Raw genomic sequence first — 21,163 nt, 5'->3', positions numbered from 1 at the left:
AAACGCTCCTATTCCAAATTTGTTTATACAAAGCTAATAAGATTAGCTAATATACAAGATTAAAAAGAAATTTCATGATTTAACTCATAAAGAGATAAATCTGGTTTGTGTTTATTGTTTTCTAACGTGTCAATAATATCAGCTGCAACTACTTGGTTATCTAACATACCGATACATAAACCGCCTTTGCCTTCTTTTAGAAGTTCAACAGCATATGACCCAAATTTACTTGCTAATACACGGTCACGAGCACTTGGCGAGCCCCCACGAACCACGTGTCCTAAAATTGATACACGCGTATGGAAATCACCGTATTCAGAAAGTTTATCAGCAAATTCATTTCCGCCCATTACGCCTTCTGCTAAAATGATTAAGCAATGTTTTTTCCCGCGGTCACGGCCTTCTTGAATGCGTTTGGCAACGTTTTTCATATCAAAATCATGTTCAGGAATAATGATTTCATCTGCTCCGCCTGCCACGCCTGACCACAATGCGATATCACCAGCGTTACGTCCCATTACTTCGATAACGAATGTACGAACATGAGAAGTTGCTGTATCACGAATTCGGTCAATTGATTCCAAAACAGTGTTAATCGCTGTATCAAAACCGATTGTGAAATCTGTTCCAGGAATATCATTATCAATTGTTCCAGGAATTCCAACAGCGGGGAAACCACGTTTTGTCAAAGCCATTGCGCCATGATAAGAACCGTCTCCACCAATAACAACTAAGCCTTCAATACCGAATTTTTTCAATTGTTCGATTCCTTTTAATTGCCCTTCTTCAGTAGCAAATTCAGGATAACGAGCAGAATACAAGAATGTTCCACCACGTTGAATCTTATCGCCAACGTCAGCAACATCTAAACGACGGATGTCGCCTGCGACTAAACCGGCAAATCCATAGTTAATACCGTAAACTTCGATTCCATCAAAAATACTTTTGCGTACGACTGCACGAATTGCAGCGTTCATTCCAGGGGCATCTCCCCCGCTGGTTAAAATACCAATGCGTTTCATTCGCTATTTCACCTCATATAATATACTTTCAACTGCCAAAAGAAACCTTTTCGCAAAAATTGATATACAAAAATATTACGTCATTCATTTTACCATTAAAGAACCAAAATGTCTTGAGTTAAGAAGAAAAAAATGAAAAAAGTTGAAAACAACTAGTATTTTTTACCGTAAATCATTTGAAAATGACGTTTTGCTCACCTAAAACGTAAGCTAATTGTTGCTGACTAGCGCTTGTATGAGCGACCCAATTTTCTTCATTTAATACTATTTTCTTTCCTGTTTTTTCAAAATAGACAATCACTGGAATGTGTCCAGCGTGACGACTGAGTACCTCTTTCATTTTCTGAAAAACGTCCGTTTGTTCGACATCTTTTGTAATTCTGATAAAACACGTTTCGTCACTAATTGATGTTTCTACTTGTTGCGCTTTTTCTATTCGTTGAACCAATATTTGCAATTCTTGATTGTACGTACTGCGTTCCACTTTTCCTTCCACATAATAAACTTGCCCTTTCTCGACACTCTGTCTTAACTGGCGAAAAACAGTTGGGAACAACGTTAGTGAAATACTTCCTGTTGTATCATCCCCATCAACAAAGGCCATTTGTTCTCCCTTTTTGGTCCGAATCGTCCGAATGTTTTTGACATAAATCAATAATTTCGTGGGCTGATTTTCAACAAGTTCATGAACAAGTTGCGTTTGCTTGGCTAAGCGTGTTTTTTTGAACTCTTCTGTCGGATGTCCTGATAAATAGACCCCTAAATATTGTTCTTCTTGTTCTAGTCGCTCTTCTAGCGGATAATCGGCAATTTCTTCTTCCTTGGGCTTCAACGTTTCTAACAAATCCATACTACCACCGCTGAGAAGAATACTTTGGATATTACTCTCTAAACCTACCGCTAATTGACGGCGATTGGGTGCAATTTCGTCAAATGCACCGATGGCAATCAATGGTTCGATATTTTCAACTTTCAACCACTTACGATCAATTCGCAAAAGAAACTCATCGAACGTTTTGTACGGTCCATTTTCTCGGCGTTCATTTAAAATATTTTGAATGAAGTCTCGGCGGATTCCTTTTAAAGAACTAAAACCAAATAAAATTTGCTGTTGCTGATTTAGGTAAAAGCTGTAGTGACTTTGGTTAATTGACGGCTGCAAAATCGTCTGCTTGTTTTTTCTAGCTTCGCCAATATATTCTTTAATTTTTGTTGGATTATGACGAACAGAATGCAACAATGCGACATAAAAAGCACTCGGATAATGAACCTTCAAGTAAGCCATTTGAAAACCAATAAAGGAATAGGCAAATGCATGCGAGCGGTTAAAGCCATAATTAGCAAAGCGCTCAATATAATCGTACACTTGGTTAGCTGTTTCTTGGGGATAGCCTTGTTGTAACGCACCATTAACAAAATGATTCCGTTCTTCATCTAGCACATCTTTTTTCTTTTTACTAATGGCCCGACGTAAAATGTCAGCTTGCCCTAAAGAGAAGCCTGCCATTTTCGCAGCAACTTGCATAATCTGCTCTTGGTAAACAATAATTCCGTACGTATTTTCTAAAATGGGGGCGAGACTAGGCTCTGGATAACTAATTTGTTCCAAGCCTTTTTTCCGGCGGATGAAAACATCAATATTTTGCATCGGACCAGGACGATACAAGGCATTGACAGCAGCAATATCTTCAATGCTAGTTGGTCCTAATTTTCTTAATACATTCCGAATTCCAGCAGATTCAAACTGGAAAACACCACTTGTTTCCCCTTTTCTAAATAAAGCCAGCGTTGTTTCGTCATCTAATGGAATCTGATTTAAATGAATGGTTTGATTATAGACGCGTTTAATATCTGTGAGGGTATCATCAATGATAGATAAATTTCTTAAGCCCAAGAAATCCATTTTCAGAAGACCAATTTTTTCAACATCATTCATAGTAAATTGGGTCAATAAAATTTCATTCGATCCTAGTTGTAACGGAACCAAATTCAAAAGATTTTCATCACTAATTACCACACCTGCTGCGTGCGTAGAAACATGACGAGGCAATCCTTCTAGCTGAACAGCTGTTTTATAGAGCAATTGATTATTTGGCGAAAAATTGACCAATTCTTGCATCCGTTTCGACTCTTGGTACGCTTCTTCTAACGTAATTTTCAGCTTGTTTGGGACAGCTGCCGACCAACGATTCGCTTCACTCTGTGACAACCCGAAAACACGTGCAACGTCCCGTAAAACCATTTTCGCAGCCATCGTACCAAACGTGGCAATTTGCGCCATGTGATAATGACCGTATTTTTGACTGACATAAGCTAAAACTTCCTCCCGCCGATTATCAGGAATATCTAAATCAATATCGGGCATCGTGTAGCGTTCTGGATTCAAAAAACGTTCAAAAAGCAAATCATATTTGATTGGATCTACATCTGTAATTGATAACACATAGGACACTAAAGAGCCCGCAGCTGAACCTCGGCCAGCGCCTGTAACAATTTGATTGTTATGACAGAAGTCCATCACATCCCAAACGATTAAAAAGTAATCATCAAAGCCCATATTGTGAATGATGGTTAACTCTTTTTCTAATCGTTTTTGGTAAACTTCATTTAGATGAGGCACTCTTTCTGGTAATTTTTCTAAACACAATGTGCGTAAATAAGAACCAGCCGTTTGATTATCAGGCACAGGAAAATGCGGTAATAATTTTTGATGTAAAGGAATGTCAACTCGGCAATTTTCAGCTAGCTGAATCGTATTCTGGACCACTTCTGCACCAGCTATTTGAAGCATTTGTTCCATCGTCGTCTCTGCTTCACGCAAGTAATTCAGACCTTCTATTTCCGGTGTTTGGCTTGTAATATTCAATTGATTATTTTCTTTGATGCTCTCAAGAACAGTTACGGCAAAGCCTTCTTCCCTTGTTAAATGACGTACCTCTTGCAAAGCCACGCCAGGTAATTGTTCTCTTTGGTAAAAAGAAAAGAGCGCTGGATTGCGTTGTTGATTCATTGAAAAAGAATGTTCAACAAATAACGACTGGGGATCAAAATATGAAGCAAGTTGTTGGAAAGCGTGAACCGCTTGTTGTTCATCTTCAAAAAATGTTTGGGCGACTTCTCCTTTAGCTGACAAAGTCACGGCAAATAAATCACTTAATAAGGATTGATGTTCTGCTAAGTAAAAGGGACCCTCTGTCGTCATTTTGCTGCTAGATAGTTGCATTAATTGCTGATACCCTTTTAAATTTTTAGCAAATAAAAGCAATTCGGAATGCCCTTCTTTTTCTGCTGGGGTATATTCTAATCTTAAACCGATAATTGGTTGAATTCCCGCTTCTTGGCATGCTTCATAAAATTCAACCGCCCCATGCAAGACATTGATATCGGTAATCGCTAATGTTTGATAACCTAACGCTTTCGCTTGTTTTACATAGGAACGAATCCTAACCGTACTAGATAAAAGCGAATAGGAAGTAACGGTATGTAATTGTGGAAATGACATTGGACAGCTCCTTTTTGAATCCTTGCTATTTTTTGCCTCTTCTCTTATTTTCCTATCGCGGATTCTTTACTTTTAAAGAAAATATGCTAAACTAAGAGCTAGAAAAGAGGTGCTCATATGCGTTATCTTGTTGTATTTTTCTGGACCTTCGCATTAGGCCAAGTCGTTGGATATATCGGCGGTGCATTATCTGGTGGTTCATACGACTTTAAAATGACAACGATTCTATCGTTGGCAACAGCCGTTATTATTTTATTAATTGCACACTTTGCAGTACCGAAAGAAACCAAACCTGTTAAATAAGAAAAAACCAGTTACTAAAGTTATTGTAACTGGTTTTTTTATCTTTTCAACTGTTTAGAGCTTTTTATTTAAAACTTTTCGGAAATTAAAGAAGGACAACCCAATGTTTCCTAAAACGAAACAAGCGGTTACCAGAAAAACAGAAGAATAGCCAAAACCATGGGCAACTGTTGACCCTACCATCGGTCCTAAAACTTGACCGAAATTACTACACATCTGATTGTAACTATAAACTCTACTTACGCCCTCCGTTGGCGTTATTTTACTAATTAACGTATTAATTGATGGCATTAATGCGCCTGTTGAAAAACCTAAAAGGAATCGTAAAACGCCTAACTGAAAAGGTGTTTGCACAAACGCCATGGGAATGTAACAAATAAAAGAAAGAATTAATCCGCCTAATAAAACTTTTTGGTTCCCAATGCGGTCCCCAATTTTTCCCAAAGTTGGAGAAGAAATAATTGCTGAAACGCCGGCAATCGAAACAATCAAACCACTAACAAATAATACATTCTCTGTATCGCCACTTAAAGATCGAATATATAGCGTTAAGATTGGGCTGATACTTGTAATTCCTAATTGTAAAATTAACGTAGTCACAAACAAACCAATCAATACTGAAACATGATCCATCTTACTAAAAATTTCTTTCGTCGTTAATAAATCCTTTTTCTCAACTGGTTGAAAATCTTCTTTAACTAAAAAGATAGTCAACAACGTTGTAATGAATAAAATAACGCCGGTAATAATAAAGACATTTTCCATTCCAAACCACTGTGCCAACGCACCGCCAATCGATGGCGCAATTAACGTCCCAGCAATTGCACCTGTTGATAATGTTCCTAGAGCCCAGCCATTTTTCTCTTTTGGCGCCTGCGACGCAATCATCGCTGTTGCGTTAGGAATATAGCCGGATAAAATCCCGTTCATAAAACGCATAATCAGCAGCCAGTATACATTAGGGACAAACGCTAACGCCCCCATTGTGATCGTCATTCCTGCTGCAGCCCGAATCATCATAATTTTCCGACCTTTTCGATCAGCTAAATTTCCCCAAATCGGCGCAACAATCGCAGCAGCAAATGCCGTGACAGAAATTGCCAATCCAGAAAACAACTCTACTTGACTCTTAGGCGTCCCTAATTGTTCAACATATACTGGAATAAACGGCATAACTAAGCTAATACTCGCCCCTGTAAAAAAGCAACCAATCCATGCGACTAATAAATTCTGCTTCCATTTTATTTTCATACTTTTATCCACCTTATCACCTCTTCACCTACCACTATACTCTAAAAGAGTGAATCTCTCAAAAGAAAATTCTTTTAAAAAAAGTCTGGCAGACCGGTCAAAACGACCAATCTGCCAGACTTCTTAACACTTGGGCTTAAGATAAATAGCTGAATAAATGCAACACCTTCGAAGCTAACCGCTGTTATCTCAGCCTCACTTCTGTTTACTATAAAATAGCTAAGATTACAAAGTTTAAGATAAACAACGCATCAATGACCCAAATAATTGGTGAAACTTCTTTGGCTTTCCCTTTGACTACTTTCACCACTGCATAAAAGATGAACCCAGTAGCAATCCCATAAGAGATGCTATAACATAATCCCATGAAAATTGAAGCAAAAAATGCTGGAATCGCATCTTCTAAATCCGTCCAATTGATGTCTTTGAAAGAAGCTAACATCATAATTCCCACTAAAATTAACGCTGGAGCCGTAGCTTGTGCTGGTACAATAGCAATAAGTGGTGAAAAAAGACTACTTAGGGCAAATAGAATTGCTACCACTACCGATGTTAAACCTGTTCGACCACCCGCACCGATTCCTGCTGCACTTTCTACATAAGTTGTCGTATTCGATGTACCAAAAATCGCACCGATAGATGTTGCAATAGCATCTGCAAATAGAGCTTTGTCCATTTTAGTGCTGAAGCCCTTACTATCTTCTAAAGCTAATTCATCTTCTTTAGAGAAAATTCCTGTTCGACGTCCCGTACCGATAAATGTTCCAATTGTATCAAACGTATCTGATAAACTGAAGGCAATAATGGTCATTAAAACTTGAGGAATTTTTGAAGAATCGCTAAACAATGACTGTAAGCCCTCAGCACCAAAAGCAGCGCCAAAAGTTGTACCTAATTCTTTAAATGAATTGCCCAACGAATTAGCATGCCAATCAACCGAAGCAGTGTCTACCACCCCCATTGGAATTGCGACTAACGTAGTAACCACGATGCCAATTAAAATAGCCCCACGAACATTGGTGACAACTAAAATCGTTGTTAAAACTAACCCAATTACCGCCAAAATAATAGCTGGATTATCAAAATTTCCTAAAGCGGGCACGATACTCGAACCATTCACAACACCATTTTGAGGTTCTGCTTGTACTGTGAAACTTAGTAAGCCAGCATTTTTCAACCCTACATAAGCGACAAAAATTCCAATCCCACCACCAATAGCATGTTGTAAACTCTCTGGAATTGCTTTAATAATCATTTTGCGAATTTTTGTCACTGTAATCAAAATATTAATCAAACCACAAATAAAAACCATTGCTAATGCTTGTTGCCAAGTATACCCCATCCCAAAAACGACCGTAAACGTGAAGAAAGCATTGAGTCCCATTCCCGGTGCTTGAGCGTAAGGTACATTAGCAAACAGCCCCATAATTAATGTACCGATGATTGAAGCAATAATGGTCGCTAAAAAAACAGCCTGAAAAGGCATCCCTGTTTCTGAAAGAATGGACGGATTAACAAATAAAATATAACTCATTGCAAAAAAGGTCGTAACCCCCGCCATTATTTCAGTTGATACCGTTGTCTTGTTTTCCTTTAATTTGAAAAACGTATTCATAATTGCACTTCTCTCCCTTAAAATCCATGTTTTCGAATAATTACTCTTTGATTATAAGAGAATCGCTATCTTTTTACAACAAAATATTAACTATTATATATATTTATCTATATAATGTTCGTATTTTACGGATATAAAAAAAGAAAAAGCTTTACATTGCTTCTTCTTTTCCTAATAATTGGATTAGCCCAAACAACAGCATCTGTAGAAACATCATTAATAAAATAAACATTAATTTTTGAAGGGACCAGTCAAAAAAGATAATTTTCACTGTTTCAATTGGATTCATAAAAAGATAGACACTGTGTAATCGATCAAAACGTCCAACATAAATCGCCAAAGCAGACAAGAAATGAAGGCTGGCTTGAAAGCCTATAATTGTTCTATAGCCGCAATAACTTTGCAATTTCTGGCTAACAGTTGTTACTGTTTTCATCCCTAAAAGTCCATATATAACAATCCCGCTAGTTAAGCAAACAAACGCCCACCAATCACCAATTTGGTTTGCAAAAATCGTATTAAAGCCTCGATAAATAGATAGCGTTTCTAAATGAAAAAAATCCGTAAATAGGTACGGCGCATTAGGATAAAAAATTAACCAAGCAAAACCTATCAACCAATCCCTTTTACGTTTTTCTGCGTTTAAAAGATAACTAAGTTCAATTGGAATGTAGGCTAACAACACGTTCAACGCCATAAAATGAAAATGCGTAGCAAATAACCACATATAGATACAATAGATTAAGGTGATCACTCGTAAATAATTTCTAGAATTTTTCAAGATGCTCTGCGCTCCTTTTTCAAACGGTTTATTTTAGTGTAGCATACTTCTTAAGCTTTTTTTTAAACCTTATAAATGAACATGCTTCTCCCCTTGATAATCTTCGGTTTTATGCTAGACTGAGTAAAAGGCATTTAGGAGGAATTTTTACTTGAAAAAATTAATTGCTATTGATTTAGACGGCACAACATTAAATGCACAGTCTTTAATCAGTCCAAAAACCGAACAAACACTAAAAAAAGCGATTGACAACGGTCATTACGTCAGTATTGCCACTGGACGTCCCTATAGAATGAGTCATCAATTTTACCAACAACTTGGCCTAACGACCCCTATGGTTAACTTTAACGGCGCTTTAGTTCACATTCCAGAGAAAAAATGGGACTTGGAAAGCGAAGCCAATATTGAGCGTGACCTAGTCTTTGACATTTTGGCACAGAAAAAAGAATTACAATTAGATTTTGTTGCTGCTGAAAACAAAGAAACATTTTATATCGATACGTTAGATGGGTTCGATCCGAAATTTTTTGCTTCCAAAGCAACCTTAGATAATTTACTTAATGCTAAAAATTTACGAACCAATCCTACCTCAATGATGGTTCGGACCACGCCAAACCAAGCTGAAAAAGTTGCTGATACATTGACAAAACAATATGGTGATTATATTGATGTCCGCACTTGGGGCGGTCCAATGCCTATTTTAGAAATGGTCGCAAAAGGAATTCAAAAGGCCCATGGCGTTGATCAAGTGGCGAACTTTTTATCTGTCAAACCAGCTGATATCATTGCTTTTGGCGATGAACATAATGACGAAGAAATGTTAAGTTATGCTGGTTGGGGTGTTGCTATGAACAATGCCACGGATAAAATTAAATCCGTAGCCAACGATGTCACTGAAAAAACAAATGATCAAGATGGTTTAGCAGATTACTTAGAAAATTATTTAGATCTATAAAAGGCTAAAATAAAAGTATTTCTTTAAAAAGAACTCACTTTGGTTTAGCTGATAATCTTAAGATTACAAAAGTAGGGCATAAGTCGAAACGACTTATGCCCTACTTTCGTTTTTCTTATTCCTTCAATGAATTTTGAAACGTGCTGATTTTTTCAGCCAATCTTTGATAAGTAGTAAAAGACGGATGCTGTAGCTCTTGTTCTTCGTTAACGGATAAAGTTTGTTGTGTCGTAATGGCCTTTGTTAGTGCATCTACAAAATGAATAAAAGAATTGTTGGTTTGTTTATTATATCCTGGTGAATAATATTTCGATTGACGATAAAAAGGCCGCAGGGCTGTTTCTGTGATTTTTTCCTGTTCATCTGAAAAGTATTCATCATAGCTGACATGTTTTATTTTCTGCTCTTCTGTTATCACTTGAAGTCGACCGATTAGGCCATTACCTAAATCTTCTGCGTAACCGATATACGTTTCTTTCGATGGCTCTTTTAGCCAAGTGTCCATCTCTGCTGCTAAAGGCATTAAACCTTCACGAGCAGAAGTTGATGAACCGCGTACCGTATAAAAATTACCTGTGACACGATTTTCGTCACGCATTTGTTTTTCTACATAAGTAATACCATTAACAACGGTGACTAACGTATCGTCTGTACGCGTGTTGCTTGCTTGAAATTCAGGATAATCCGACAGGCGTTTGTTGACACCCGAATAGCGTGTATCGTAATAAGGATCACTAGCAAACTCTGTAAACTCAACATTCAGAATCCGTTGCGTTTCAGGTTCCGTAATAATCTCTACAATGCCGTAATTTCCGCCAGTAAATACACCTTCATTTTTATAATAGTTACCCGTCATTAATCCCAAAGGCGGTTGATTGGACCAAAACATTTTTTCCTTTTTTTCTTCTGGTGTATATTTTGCTGGTGGGGTTGTCCCAAATGTCGTTTGTGTGGCCCCTGTAACCACTTCGTACGTGTATTCATGAGAATCAAAAGTCAATTGATTAGCAATCAGTTCGTCATTTTTAGTCGGCGCTTGTTTTTCCACCGCAGAAGTCGTTTGATTGGTGACGGTAACTTGCTTCACTTGCTTTGTCTCTTGCGGTCCACTTGTTGTTTGTTTCGTTGACTCTTGATCTGGCGCACAACCAACCAAAATAAATAATCCGATAAAAACCAACATTCCTTTAATATGTTTCATTCACTTTTCTCCTTTTTATAAACGCTTAATTTCCTCTTATCTCCAGTGTAGCAAACATTTATAAACCAAAACTGACGGAAAAATGAATAAATAATAAACAAAAACGCTAAGTCTCCTGTAGCTTAAGAGACTTAGCGTTTTTTTATTTAATTGCTTGGCGCTTTTGGCGCAACCACTCTTCTTTAATGTGTTCAGATAGGCGAATCATTCGTTTACCAACTTCACTATATTGGTTAGTAGCTAAATTGGCTAAAGAAATTCGAACTGACCATTTGTCACTCCCGAAAGCATCCGCTTTTAAAAGCATTAATTTTTCTTTTTCTGCTAAAGAGGTTAATACTTTTGTGATCGTCCACGATTTCGTTAAATAACTTGAAAATTCTGGGCCATAACGTTTTTCTGTCCAGTCTCTAAAGTTAATTTCACAATAGTATGCTGTATTTAAACTTGCTAAAGGCTCTTCAATGCCTAAGGTGCGGAACAAGAGCTTTTCACGCGTATGACAAATATCCATCACTTCGTCTTTATATGCTTGACCGTCTTTTAACAAAGCATACAAACTAAATAAAGCCATCATCGCTTGCTGAATAGAAGAAAGTCCCGCTGCATGGTTCAACGCAATATCGCGGCTGTCTGCGACTAAGCGGCTGATAAAGTTAATTTGGCTTGTGTCTGCATTCAATGTAGCATAACGTGCCTGTAATTCCATTTTTCGAGCCGCTGGCAATTCTTTTAATAATTGATCAAAGATGTTCTCTTGGCTGACCGCAATGGTCCCCACACGCCAACCGGTAGCACCAAAGTATTTAGAATAAGAATAGATACAAGCTGTATTGTAAGGTAACTCCGTAAATAATGAACGGAAAGCTGGCACAAAGGTTCCGTAAACGTCATCTGTTAAAATCATTAACTTAGGGTTATCCACTGCAACGATTTGTTTGATTTGTTCAATGGTAGGTTTTCCCATAGCATTAGCAGTTGGATTGCTGGGATTTACGACAAAAACCGCTTTGATGGACGGGTCTTTTAGTTTATCAATTTCCTTGTTTGAGTATTGATACGTCGTTTTTCCATCAATAATCATTTGCTCTGCTTTGATTTTAACTACGTCAAAATCATAACGTGGTAGTTCTGGAATTTCTAGATAAGGAGCAAACGTTGGTAATAACAACGCAATACGATCACCTTTTTCTAGTAAATAATTATTTGCCAACGTATCAAACAAGTAACAAATCCCTGCTGTACCACCTTCAACGGCAAAAATATCAAACGGTTGTGCTTCACTGGAAAATAATTCTTGATTTAAATATGCTTTAATCGGTTGTTCACACGCCTTCAAGCAACGAACAGGATTCGGATAATTATCCCCAATCACATAGTCTAACATGGCATCTAACCACATTTCCTTATCCATCCCAAAATAGTTATGCTCTGCTGTCCAAATTTCTTGTAAGAAGGTTGCCCCTTTGCTAGGATTTTCTGCTAAAAAGTTTAAGAAGCGTTGCGTTCTACCAAAACTTGGCTGAATCATACCAGCCGTTTGTTCGCTCCCCTCTCTTAACGTTTCTTTTGTAGCAAATTGACCTAATAAAAAAAAGGCTTCCCTTGGTGTTGGCGCCGTCCAATTAGGATTGCCTCGCCCTGCATTTAACAATGTTTCTAAATTATGATTTTCTTCATGTAATTTCTTCTCTAAAAATAGACTTAATTCAAACGGACTAAGGTTTTCTGTCAATTCATCACTTGTTATCATTTTATCCTCCTGAAGCACACGCAGTCATTTAGTATTTAGTATGTAGTCTATACTACTCTTCTACCTCCAGATGTCAACCATTTAAGCGGAATATTCTGACAATTAATAAAAAAGAAGCAATCCTTTATAAAAAATAAAGGATTGCTTCTTTTTCGCTGATTAACCAAAGAACCGTTGCATCTCAATTTTTGCTGATTGGACAGAATCAGAAGCATGGATTAAATTTTTGGTGACAGACAACCCATAATCCGCTCGTAAGGAGCCACTTTCAGCATCTAACGGATTCGTTGCTCCAACTAATTTACGCACTTTTTTAACCACATTGTCCCCTACAACGACCATCACAACCACTGGGCCACTTGTCATATAGGCTAATAATTCAGGGAAAAATAGTTCATCTTTTAAATGCTCATAGTGTTCCTTCACTGTTTCTACTGTTAGTCGTTCGAATTTAAGGTGCAATAAGTCAATACCTTTATCTTCAAAACGTTGAATGATTTTGCCAACTAACTTTCGTTCAACGCCATCTGGCTTAATAATTACTAAACTTGTTTCCTTCATTTTTTCTTCCATCCCTTTCAAAACTTCCTTTTGCCCTTTCCCAAGGGGTAGCTACAGAATAAAATGAAAGCGGATACTTTGTCAATGATAAATTTTCTTTTCCTTTTGATTAAATAAAAAATTAAAGATTATTCACAAGGTTTGTGAATTGTTCTTTCAGTTCTGTATTACTTGTTTCTTTTAAAAACAAATAAGGTTGCTCTTCTACTGGCTGTTCTTTACTCACATAAACTTTGGCTTCACCATTCACTAAAGTAAATAAATAGACATGCTTCTGGGCAACTTGTGTCGCACTGTCAGAGTATACTGCCACCAGACAATAACCCCCTTCGTTGCCAGTTTCTGACCAATTTAACCAAATGGGATTGTTCCCAATAGCTGGTTGTATTTTAGGTTCATAACTCAATAAATCATCAGGCACTTGAATCGTGTAAAAAGCTACAGAGTGACCTGGTTGGTACGCTTGATAGTTCTGATTGCGTTCTTGACCCCAGGTTTCCATGTATTGTCCTAACTGTTTTGCTTTTTGCTGATTCCAAATCGTCCCTTCTTCTGTAACTAATTCAGTTAATTCTTGTGTTTGCGTTGTTTGCTCTAATTCCAACGCCGTGGTTTGACTAACTTCGGTTGCTGAAATTGCTCTTGTTTCTTCACATTGTTTGTACGGTTCGCACTTTCTGTGATTCCTCTTTCGATTTTTGCCAACCACAGCCAGATAAAACGCTTCCAACAACCGCTATCATAATAATCCCGTTTAGTTTCATTCCTTAAACTCCTGTTTTTATTTTTATTCTATCGAAATAAACCTAAAATCTCAATCCCTTTCTTTGGATAGTTGAAAACCATTTGGGAACTAGTAATTCTCCACAATTATAGTCCTCTAGTAATTGTTGGTATTGCTGTTCCATAGTCCTGATTTCTTTTTCACCAAAGCTCAGTGCCCAAACTAAAGAATAGAGTCCTGCGTGAAAAGTATAAAGCTTTTGAAACTGCCAAAATAAGGTAGGAACTTTCCCAGCAAAATAACCTTGTAATTGACCATAAGCAAACAATGGCGAAACCTTTCTTGAAAAAAATTGTAACTTGTAAAATTCTTCATAAGGATCCCCAAAATCCCATCGATTAAAATCAATCACACCGACCTGCCTAGTTGGCAAGTAAATAAAATTTCCCACATGGAAATCTCCATGCTGATAAACCACAGGCCGTTGTTGCAATAATGGTAATTGTTTTTCTAAATATGAAATTATTGGCTGCTGGTACGGCATACAAAATTGAGATTCCTTATACTTATTTAGTTGGCTCTGCTTTTTTTCGTATAAATTTTGCGCAATCTCTCTTTGACTAATCCTTTCAGGCAACAAAAGCTTATGGATTTTGTTTAAATAGCGGCCCGCCTCTACGCCTAAGTTCAGTTGTCTTTTGGGAGAAAGAGCGGGTAAAACATCGCTTAAGTCTTCACCTTCTAGATACGTTAATAACATGTATCCTTGTTCACTTTCAGGAATAGGTGCACATAAAAAAGGTTTAGAACTGGGAAATCCTAACGCCGCTACTTTTTTGATAAATTGATATTCTTGTTGTTTGGCTAATAACTCTTCTTGTTGAAAAATTCGCAATAAAAAGGTTTCTTGATTTTTGGTAACTTTAAACTTTAAATCAGTTGACCAACCACGGTGAATAACTTCAACTTTTTGCCATTGCTGAAACGCTGGAATCTTCTCAAACGCCCTCATTACTTTCGCCTCCATTTCCCTATTGGTTTTAGTATACCAAAGAAAAAAGGCTGGAGACAATTGGGGATAAATTGTCTCCAGCCTTCACTGGTTATCGTTTTCTAGTTTTCCTTATATAAATCGTTCCACTCGTTACTAAGAAAGCTCCTCCTAAAACAATCCAGAAAGTACTAGGTACTTCTGCACCTGCTTTTGGTAATACTTTTTTGGGAAGCTGTTCTTGTTTCCCAATCATACTTTTATTAGAAAAAGCATGCGTACTTTCTGTTGATTTGGTTCCCTGATTTACTGATGAATTCAGCGAATTATCTAAGGATGACTCACTAGTAGTTTTTCCAGCTTTGTCTGGGTTTTGGTTTTGGTTTTGGTTTTGATCTTTTCCTTCGATTGGTCCTTCACTTGTTTTTGTTTCTTTGTCTTTGTCTGGTTCGCCGCTTGCATTTGGCTCTTTGTCTTTGTTTGGCTCGCCGCTTGTATCTGGCTCTTTGTCTTTTTCTGGTTCTTCTACATGTGGTTGATTTATCTTGTGGTTATTTTCAAATAAAGCGCCTAATTGTAGCAATGTTCGGTCTTCATTTAATGCACTATTAAATTGAATCCCCAAAGGCAGTCCTTCTTTTGAAACGTAAGTTGGCACACTTAATGCTGGATGTCCAAATAAATTTGCTTGTTGTGTAAACGGTGTATATGTGAACGCCGTCAGCCATTGGTCATAAATCAATTGTTTTTGTTCTGCTGGTGACAATTGATCAATTTTTTCCATCTGTGCTGCATGTTCTGGTTTTAGTAACGGATTATCAATACTAGGTGCGGTGGCAGCTGTCGTTGGTGTTAATAAGATAGGATACTGTTGATAAAATTCGTCCATCGCTTGTGCTTGTAAAGCAATATCTGTCCAAGCCGCAGTTGTCTCTTCACTCGTTATATTTTTTCCTGTTTGAAAAAGCGCCCATGTTAACAGTTCTACATCATTTCGTTCAAGCGGTCTTTTCAATTTCTGCCGCGCCATAAAATCGGCAATTCCTGCTGAGCCAGCAGCTACAGTATAATAATTTTTCATTAAACGTTCCCCATCAACAGGGTGCTTCACTTCAACCAATGTGTACCCTTGGTCTTTTAAAAAAGCAACAGCTTCAGCGACCGCCTCTTTTGCTTCGGCACTTACAGGCGTTCCGGCAGGGGATTCTGTTGTATAAGCAATGGGTTGCGCTTGACTTAAATGTCCCGCAGGAAGATCTTTTTTGGTTAATAAGGTTTCAAATAATGCATTTGTATCCGCCACGGTTCGACTTAAACCAAAGTGAACAGTTTGACCTTTTGCACTATTAGAATTACCAATGATTACTCCTCTAGAAGGTTTCAAGCCTACGGTGCCTGTCCAAGAAGCAGGGATGCGGATAGAACCACCAGCATCACTTCCAGAAGCAATGGGAACAAATGCCGCGGCGACACTAGCACCCGCTCCGCCTGAAGATCCACCTGAATAATGGTTAGGATTCCATGGATTGACGGAAACGCCATATAACTTTGAATCTGAAATATTCTTCCAACCTAATTCTGGATAATTCGTTTGACCAATGATTATGAATCCAGCATTTTGTAGTGCTTTGACAAAGGTCGATGTCCCACCAGCTACTTGATCTTGGAGAAAACCAAAACCGTTCGTGTTGCTTTCACCTTTCAAGGATTGTCCTAACCCTTTTAGTAAGAGCGGCACACCTAGAAATGGTTGACCTGTATCTTGTAAAGCTTTTGCTTCTGTCAAAGCCGCTTCTTCTCGTAAAGTAATGACCGCATTTAATGTAGGATTTTCACGTTTAGTGATGGCCAACGCAATTTTTACTAATTCTTCGCTCGTTACCTTTTTTTCTCTTACTAAAGTTGCTAACTCCAGTGCAGTTGCTTGTTTATAATCTGCTTCTGAAAAAACATTCTCTGCAGAAACAGCTTTTCTATCTGTATCACTATTTTGTATCTCATTTGTGGTTTCAGTAGTTACTGCCACCACATTTCCGCTACTGCTTTCGGCGATTGCCGAAGAGGATTCTTTTTCCTGCATCACCGTTTGGCTAGTAGTTTCAGATTCTAAATTAGCTACAGTCTGACTGGTTTCTGTTGTTACTGATTCCGTCTCTGTTTGAACGGTTGTTTCTAGTATACTTTCTTGTGCCAACATTGGTACCCCTACCAGTGTTTGGCTAATTAATAAAATAATCCCTAACTTTTTGAACAAAATCGACTTCTTCATAAGTCACATCCTTTATCTATTAATACAGATAAAAAATCTGTATTACTTATAGCATAAATGAAAGCGATTAAAAAGTAAAGTTCTCTTGAAAATTCCAATGTTCAACTTTTAGGCTAGGTTCTTTTTATATGCTAAAATAGAATAGAAACGGAGGTTTTTTAATGGAATGGATTGAAATTAAGCACGCAACACAAAATAATTTGAAGAATGTCTCTGTCAATATCCCTAAAAAGCAACTAACTGTTGTTACTGGACTTTCGGGTTCAGGAAAGTCCTCCTTAGTATTTGACACATTAGCCGCTGAATCACGTCGTGAACTAAATGATACATTTAGTTCGTTTGTTCAAAATTACTTACCCAAATATGGTCGTCCAGAAGTTGAAAAAATCGAGAATCTTCCTGTTGCAATTGTCATTGACCAGAAAAAAGTAGCAGGTAATTCTCGTTCGACAGTGGGAACGTATACAGATATTTATACGTTTTTACGTTTGCTGTTTTCACGAGCAGGTTCTCCATTTGTTGGTTATTCAGATACTTTTTCGTTTAATCATCCAGATGGAAAATGTCCAACATGCGACGGCTTAGGAAAGATTACCGAAATCAATCTTCATCAGCTAGTTGATTATGACAAATCATTAAACGAAGGGCCTATCGATTTCCCCACATTTACAGTTGGCAACTGGCGGTGGAAGCGTTATGCCCATAGTGGTCTATTTGATTTGGATAAAAAAATCAAGGACTATTCTCCTGAAGAGTTAGCATTATTTTTATATGCTCCACAACAAAAACTAGCTAATCCACCCAAAGAGTGGCCTCATACAGCTTTGTATGAAGGAATCGTCCCGCGCATGCAACGTAGCATATTGCATACAGACGAAGGCAAACGTCATCAAAAATACCTTAATCACTTTGTTACCGTAAAAAGATGTCCTGATTGTTTAGGAAGTAGAGTCAATGAACGTGTTCGTAGCTGCAAAATTAATCAGAAAAGTATTGCTGATGCTGTTGACATGCCACTCACTGAATTACATTCTTTTATTCGTTCAATGGACCTATCCTTAATAAAAAATATTCAAGAAGAGCTACTTGTACGTCTAGAAGCATTAATTAATATCGGTCTCTCCTACCTCACATTAGGACGAGCAACTGAAACACTTTCTGGTGGTGAAGCACAGCGGATTAAAATTGCTAAGTATGTAAACAGCGCCTTAAACGATATTATGTATATTTTAGATGAACCAAGTGCTGGCTTACATCCAAAGGACATCGAACGGATCAGTCGTGCGTTGCTCAATTTAAAAAATAAAGGAAACACCGTGGTTCTGGTGGAACACAATCCACAATTAATTAGAGAAGCTGATTTTATCATCGATATAGGACCTTTCGCAGGCGAAAATGGTGGCCATGTCCAGTTTTCAGGAACGTATGACGCATTTCTAGCCTCCAAAACCTTGACTAGTCAAGCGCTTCAAGAGCCGCTCCCTTTAAACGACCAACCAAGAAAAGCAAGGAAGTCTTTAACAATCGAACATGCGACACTGCATAATTTAAACAATCTATCTGTCGAAGTTCCGTTAGGAGTTTTGACTGTTATTTGTGGGGTCGCTGGTTCAGGTAAATCATCATTAGCGGAAGAAATTTATCAAAAAGCCCAAGCTGATAACCAAGAAATTATTCATCTTTCACAAAAAAGCATTACCGCAAATTTACGATCCACACCAATGACCTATCTCAATATTTTTGATAAGGTCCGCAAACTGTTTGCGGAAGAAAATCATGTTAGTCCAGCTTTATTTAGCTATAATTCCAAAGGCGCCTGTCCTACTTGCAAGGGGAAAGGCATAATTGTCTCCGATATGTCTTTTATGGAGGATGTTACTAGTATTTGCGAAACCTGTCACGGAACGCGTTACAAAGAAGAGGTGCTTCATTATCTGTATAACGGAAAAAATATCGTTGAAGTACTAGCTTTAAGCGTTAAAGATGGCTATGATTTTTTCAAAGACCAGCCTTTTGCTCTTTCATTAAAAAATTTACTGGAAGTTGGCTTAAGCTACCTTAAACTCAATCAATCGCTCTCAACATTATCTGGTGGCGAATTGCAAAGGGTAAAATTAGCAGACACACTTCACCAAAAAAAAGCTATCTATTTAATGGATGAACCTACAGATGGTTTACACTTAATTGATATCCAACAAAGTCTTCAACTTTTCAATCGAATGGTAGAAGAAGGAAACAGCTTAATTTTATTAGAACATCACATTGACGTGATTAAAAGTGCCGACTGGTTGATTGAACTAGGTCCCGAAGGTGGAGAAAACGGCGGACAGCTTCTTTTTACAGGAACCCCAGCAAATATGCTAAATTCCACTCATTCTATTACTAAAGGCTATCTATAAAATAATTGGAACAATAACAATGTTACTTTTATCCCCAACCTATATTACTTTTTAAGCTTGGAACAAAAATCTTTCTGGATTTTTGTTCCAAGCTCTTTCTTTTTTAATTTATATATGCACAGACCAATTCAAATACTTTTTCCATTGCCTGTGTTTGTGTATCTTCTGTTACTTTGACTGCGTTAGCATCCGCTCTATCGCAAATAATTCTTATAGAAACAAAAGCACAATCATTTAAAAAGCAGCATTGTGCAATAGCTGCGGATTCCATATCCACACAGTCAATAGAGAATTGTTCAATTAAGTTTCTTTTTTCAGTTGTGTCACAAACGAAGCCTTCTCCAGTTCCAAAACGAACACACTTTATCTTTTCATCTAGATGTTGAAGTTCGGCCAGCATTCCTTTATCTCCTTTATAGTACAGCTGATAAGGAAATTTATTGATTGACTGTCTTTCACGAATATCGTAATGGCAGTATTCCTCACCTAGCACCATCTCAAAGAGTTGCAGTTTTTCATTTAAACAGCCACAAATACCGATATTAATTAGTTGTTCTATTTGAAATGAATCAATAAGTATTTGACTATATAGCGTAGCATTCGTCTTTCCTTGTCCTGCACAAACCATAATGACTTGCGATGTTTTTTGTTCATAAATATAAAATGTATTTTTTGCTAGCTGTATCTTTCGTTGTGGTGGAAAATATTCCAATAATTTTTGAAGCTCTAAATCCATTGCGGCAATAACCCCTAATTTCATCTATCTCCTCCTTTTTCTATTTCAACCCAACTTCCATCTTCACAGGTTGGTGATCTGTATATTTAAATTGTTCGTCCTTTGTTTTCACGCTATGAACAGCCACATTATCAGAAACAATAAAACCATCAATTACATACACTTGAGATGTTTCATAAGAGCCAGTGTAAGGCTTATTAAGCACCCGCACAGTCGGTTGTTGGTCATCATAAGCAAGTGAAAAATGTTTAGGTAAGTCTGCAGGATCAATTTCTCCTGGTGCCCAACCAGCTTCCCCTAGGTCAGGATATCGATGACTGCCTTTGAAAACTTGATTAAAGTCACCTCCAGCAATTACATAGTTTCCTTTAGCGTATTCTTGGGATAATACGTCAGCTAACTTTTTGCTTTGAGCAATCTTCCCTTCCCCATTGTCATAGGCTTCCAAATGTAAGTTAAAAACCACTAATTCTTTGTCTGTGCCTTTAATTGGAAAGCGCGTTTCTAGAAGCGCTCGTTTTAAGTTACTAATGCTAACGGGCCAACGAAAGGGATTGGGTAAAGCAATGCGTTTGGCCTCTGTTATTTTTTCATTTGATAATGTTAATAAACCACTTTCTACTCGTCCAATCGGCGGCCAAGGAATGGGCACATAATCTACCTTAAAATTATAAGCAAATGCGCTGTTCAGCTGTAGCTGTTTTTGTAATTCTTCCTCTTGATTGACTTCATAAGAACGTTGCGAGCGACGATCGACTTCTTGGAATAAGTAAATCATCGCCGGTAATTCTTTTAAGGTTTCTTCAATGCCCGTTAAATTCTGTTGGACCATTGCCTTATTAACTGGTTGGACAGTTTTGCCACCGTCCATAAAAAAATCTTCTGTTTGTCCTAGGCCGGCATAGCCAATGTTATACGTGACTAAAGAAATGGATTGCTGTTTTTCGATGGTTTGCTCTGAAAATTGTTTATTTATAGCAACTGGTTCAATCGCTCGCGGTCGAAACTCTCGGAAGGTTAAATATCCTATCAAAATTAAAGCTATGCTTAGAAGAAGGACCATCAAGATACCGAGATATTTAAAAAACTTTTTCATTGAT

The 21,163-nt window shown here is 37.6% G+C and carries 15 protein-coding genes and 1 pseudogene; 3 read left to right on the top strand and 13 right to left on the bottom strand.

Translation table 11 applies throughout. The annotated features are described in order from the left end of the window. Positions 1-59: 59 nt before the first annotated feature. Both pfkA and dnaE read right to left on the bottom strand, forming a co-directional pair. Complete coding sequence (gene pfkA / locus IGM13_RS04605) at positions 60-1,022, bottom strand: 6-phosphofructokinase (protein ID WP_002355947.1); 963 nt, start codon at positions 1,020-1,022, stop codon at positions 60-62. A gap of 172 nt (positions 1,023-1,194) precedes the next feature. Continuing rightward, positions 1,195-4,524 carry a DNA polymerase III subunit alpha gene (gene dnaE / locus IGM13_RS04600; protein WP_002419120.1) on the bottom strand — a complete coding sequence of 1,110 codons (3,330 nt, stop codon included), beginning with the start codon at positions 4,522-4,524 and terminating at the stop codon, positions 1,195-1,197. 117 nt (positions 4,525-4,641) lie between these two features. On the opposite strand from dnaE, the gene IGM13_RS04595 reads away from it, so the two are divergent. Beyond that, positions 4,642-4,827 (top strand): YjzD family protein, encoded by a 186-nt coding sequence (locus IGM13_RS04595; RefSeq protein WP_002355945.1) that lies wholly within the window; start codon positions 4,642-4,644, stop codon positions 4,825-4,827. A gap of 54 nt (positions 4,828-4,881) precedes the next feature. Here the strand turns inward: IGM13_RS04595 and IGM13_RS04590 are convergent, their stop codons facing one another. The 3 genes from IGM13_RS04590 to IGM13_RS04580 form a co-directional block, all read right to left on the bottom strand. Next, entirely contained in the window at positions 4,882-6,078 is a 1,197-nt protein-coding gene (locus IGM13_RS04590) for a multidrug efflux MFS transporter (protein ID WP_002381323.1), read from the bottom strand. A 208-nt stretch (positions 6,079-6,286) separates the two neighbouring features. Then, positions 6,287-7,693, bottom strand: a complete 1,407-nt coding sequence (locus IGM13_RS04585; RefSeq protein WP_002419119.1) for an NCS2 family permease — start codon at positions 7,691-7,693, stop codon at positions 6,287-6,289. Positions 7,694-7,844: 151 nt separating this feature from the next. Further along, complete coding sequence (locus IGM13_RS04580; RefSeq protein WP_002383440.1) at positions 7,845-8,420, bottom strand: DUF1361 domain-containing protein; 576 nt, start codon at positions 8,418-8,420, stop codon at positions 7,845-7,847. Positions 8,421-8,625: 205 nt separating this feature from the next. On the opposite strand from IGM13_RS04580, the gene IGM13_RS04575 reads away from it, so the two are divergent. Continuing rightward, complete coding sequence (locus IGM13_RS04575) at positions 8,626-9,429, top strand: Cof-type HAD-IIB family hydrolase (RefSeq protein WP_002383439.1); 804 nt, start codon at positions 8,626-8,628, stop codon at positions 9,427-9,429. A gap of 115 nt (positions 9,430-9,544) precedes the next feature. Here IGM13_RS04575 and IGM13_RS04570 read toward each other — a convergent pair whose 3' ends face one another. The 6 genes and pseudogenes from IGM13_RS04570 to IGM13_RS04545 all read right to left on the bottom strand — a co-directional run bounded on the left by IGM13_RS04570 (position 9,545) and on the right by IGM13_RS04545 (position 16,928). Further along, positions 9,545-10,630 (bottom strand): hypothetical protein, encoded by a 1,086-nt coding sequence (locus IGM13_RS04570; RefSeq protein WP_002419118.1) that lies wholly within the window; start codon positions 10,628-10,630, stop codon positions 9,545-9,547. Positions 10,631-10,772: 142 nt separating this feature from the next. Further along, positions 10,773-12,383 carry an aspartate 4-decarboxylase gene (aspD, locus tag IGM13_RS04565; RefSeq protein WP_033591557.1) on the bottom strand — a complete coding sequence of 537 codons (1,611 nt, stop codon included), beginning with the start codon at positions 12,381-12,383 and terminating at the stop codon, positions 10,773-10,775. A gap of 159 nt (positions 12,384-12,542) precedes the next feature. Beyond that, positions 12,543-12,956, bottom strand: coding sequence for a nucleoside-diphosphate kinase (ndk, locus tag IGM13_RS04560; RefSeq protein ID WP_002419116.1), 414 nt, complete (start codon positions 12,954-12,956; stop codon positions 12,543-12,545). Between the two features lie 109 nt (positions 12,957-13,065). Further along, positions 13,066-13,708 (bottom strand): annotated as a pseudogene (locus IGM13_RS04555) (DUF4767 domain-containing protein). A 42-nt stretch (positions 13,709-13,750) separates the two neighbouring features. Then, the gene (locus IGM13_RS04550; protein ID WP_002419114.1) at positions 13,751-14,695 is read right to left on the bottom strand and encodes an aminoglycoside phosphotransferase family protein; all 945 of its coding nucleotides are present in this window, start codon (positions 14,693-14,695) and stop codon (positions 13,751-13,753) included. 76 nt (positions 14,696-14,771) lie between these two features. After that, a complete protein-coding gene (locus IGM13_RS04545; RefSeq protein WP_002419113.1) occupies positions 14,772-16,928 on the bottom strand; it encodes an amidase family protein in 2,157 nt (718 codons plus the stop codon). A 161-nt stretch (positions 16,929-17,089) separates the two neighbouring features. Between IGM13_RS04545 and IGM13_RS04540 the strand changes: the two genes are divergently transcribed. Further along, complete coding sequence (locus IGM13_RS04540) at positions 17,090-19,327, top strand: ATP-binding cassette domain-containing protein (protein WP_002383429.1); 2,238 nt, start codon at positions 17,090-17,092, stop codon at positions 19,325-19,327. Between the two features lie 103 nt (positions 19,328-19,430). On the opposite strand, the gene IGM13_RS04535 is transcribed toward IGM13_RS04540, so the two are convergent. Both IGM13_RS04535 and IGM13_RS04530 read right to left on the bottom strand, forming a co-directional pair. Then, positions 19,431-20,087 (bottom strand): 5'-methylthioadenosine/S-adenosylhomocysteine nucleosidase, encoded by a 657-nt coding sequence (locus IGM13_RS04535; protein WP_002379209.1) that lies wholly within the window; start codon positions 20,085-20,087, stop codon positions 19,431-19,433. 16 nt (positions 20,088-20,103) lie between these two features. Further along, positions 20,104-21,159: an endonuclease subunit UvrC gene (locus tag IGM13_RS04530; protein WP_002419112.1), complete on the bottom strand. Its 1,056-nt coding sequence runs from the start codon at positions 21,157-21,159 to the stop codon at positions 20,104-20,106. Between the last annotated feature and the right edge of the window lie 4 nt (positions 21,160-21,163).

This window comes from Enterococcus sp. DIV0561, assembly GCF_050539875.1.
Classification (GTDB): Bacteria; Bacillota; Bacilli; order Lactobacillales; family Enterococcaceae; genus Enterococcus; species Enterococcus faecalis.
This window is presented reverse-complemented; position numbering and strand designations above follow the sequence as displayed.

Excerpts from the sequence above, each read along its gene's own strand:
- pfkA (WP_002355947.1), bottom strand. The coding sequence starts at position 1,022 with ATGAAACGCATTGGTATTTTAACCAGCGGGGGAGATGCCCCTGGAATG.
- dnaE (WP_002419120.1), bottom strand. The coding sequence starts at position 4,524 with ATGTCATTTCCACAATTACATACCGTTACTTCCTATTCGCTTTTATCT.
- IGM13_RS04595 (WP_002355945.1), top strand. The coding sequence starts at position 4,642 with ATGCGTTATCTTGTTGTATTTTTCTGGACCTTCGCATTAGGCCAAGTC.
- IGM13_RS04590 (WP_002381323.1), bottom strand. The coding sequence starts at position 6,078 with ATGAAAATAAAATGGAAGCAGAATTTATTAGTCGCATGGATTGGTTGC.
- IGM13_RS04585 (WP_002419119.1), bottom strand. The coding sequence starts at position 7,693 with ATGAATACGTTTTTCAAATTAAAGGAAAACAAGACAACGGTATCAACT.
- IGM13_RS04580 (WP_002383440.1), bottom strand. The coding sequence starts at position 8,420 with ATGTGGTTATTTGCTACGCATTTTCATTTTATGGCGTTGAACGTGTTG.
- IGM13_RS04570 (WP_002419118.1), bottom strand. The coding sequence starts at position 10,630 with ATGAAACATATTAAAGGAATGTTGGTTTTTATCGGATTATTTATTTTG.
- aspD (WP_033591557.1), bottom strand. The coding sequence starts at position 12,383 with ATGATAACAAGTGATGAATTGACAGAAAACCTTAGTCCGTTTGAATTA.
- ndk (WP_002419116.1), bottom strand. The coding sequence starts at position 12,956 with ATGGAAGAAAAAATGAAGGAAACAAGTTTAGTAATTATTAAGCCAGAT.
- IGM13_RS04550 (WP_002419114.1), bottom strand. The coding sequence starts at position 14,695 with ATGGAGGCGAAAGTAATGAGGGCGTTTGAGAAGATTCCAGCGTTTCAG.
- IGM13_RS04545 (WP_002419113.1), bottom strand. The coding sequence starts at position 16,928 with ATGAAGAAGTCGATTTTGTTCAAAAAGTTAGGGATTATTTTATTAATT.
- IGM13_RS04540 (WP_002383429.1), top strand. The coding sequence starts at position 17,090 with ATGGAATGGATTGAAATTAAGCACGCAACACAAAATAATTTGAAGAAT.
- IGM13_RS04535 (WP_002379209.1), bottom strand. The coding sequence starts at position 20,087 with ATGAAATTAGGGGTTATTGCCGCAATGGATTTAGAGCTTCAAAAATTA.
- IGM13_RS04530 (WP_002419112.1), bottom strand. The coding sequence starts at position 21,159 with ATGAAAAAGTTTTTTAAATATCTCGGTATCTTGATGGTCCTTCTTCTA.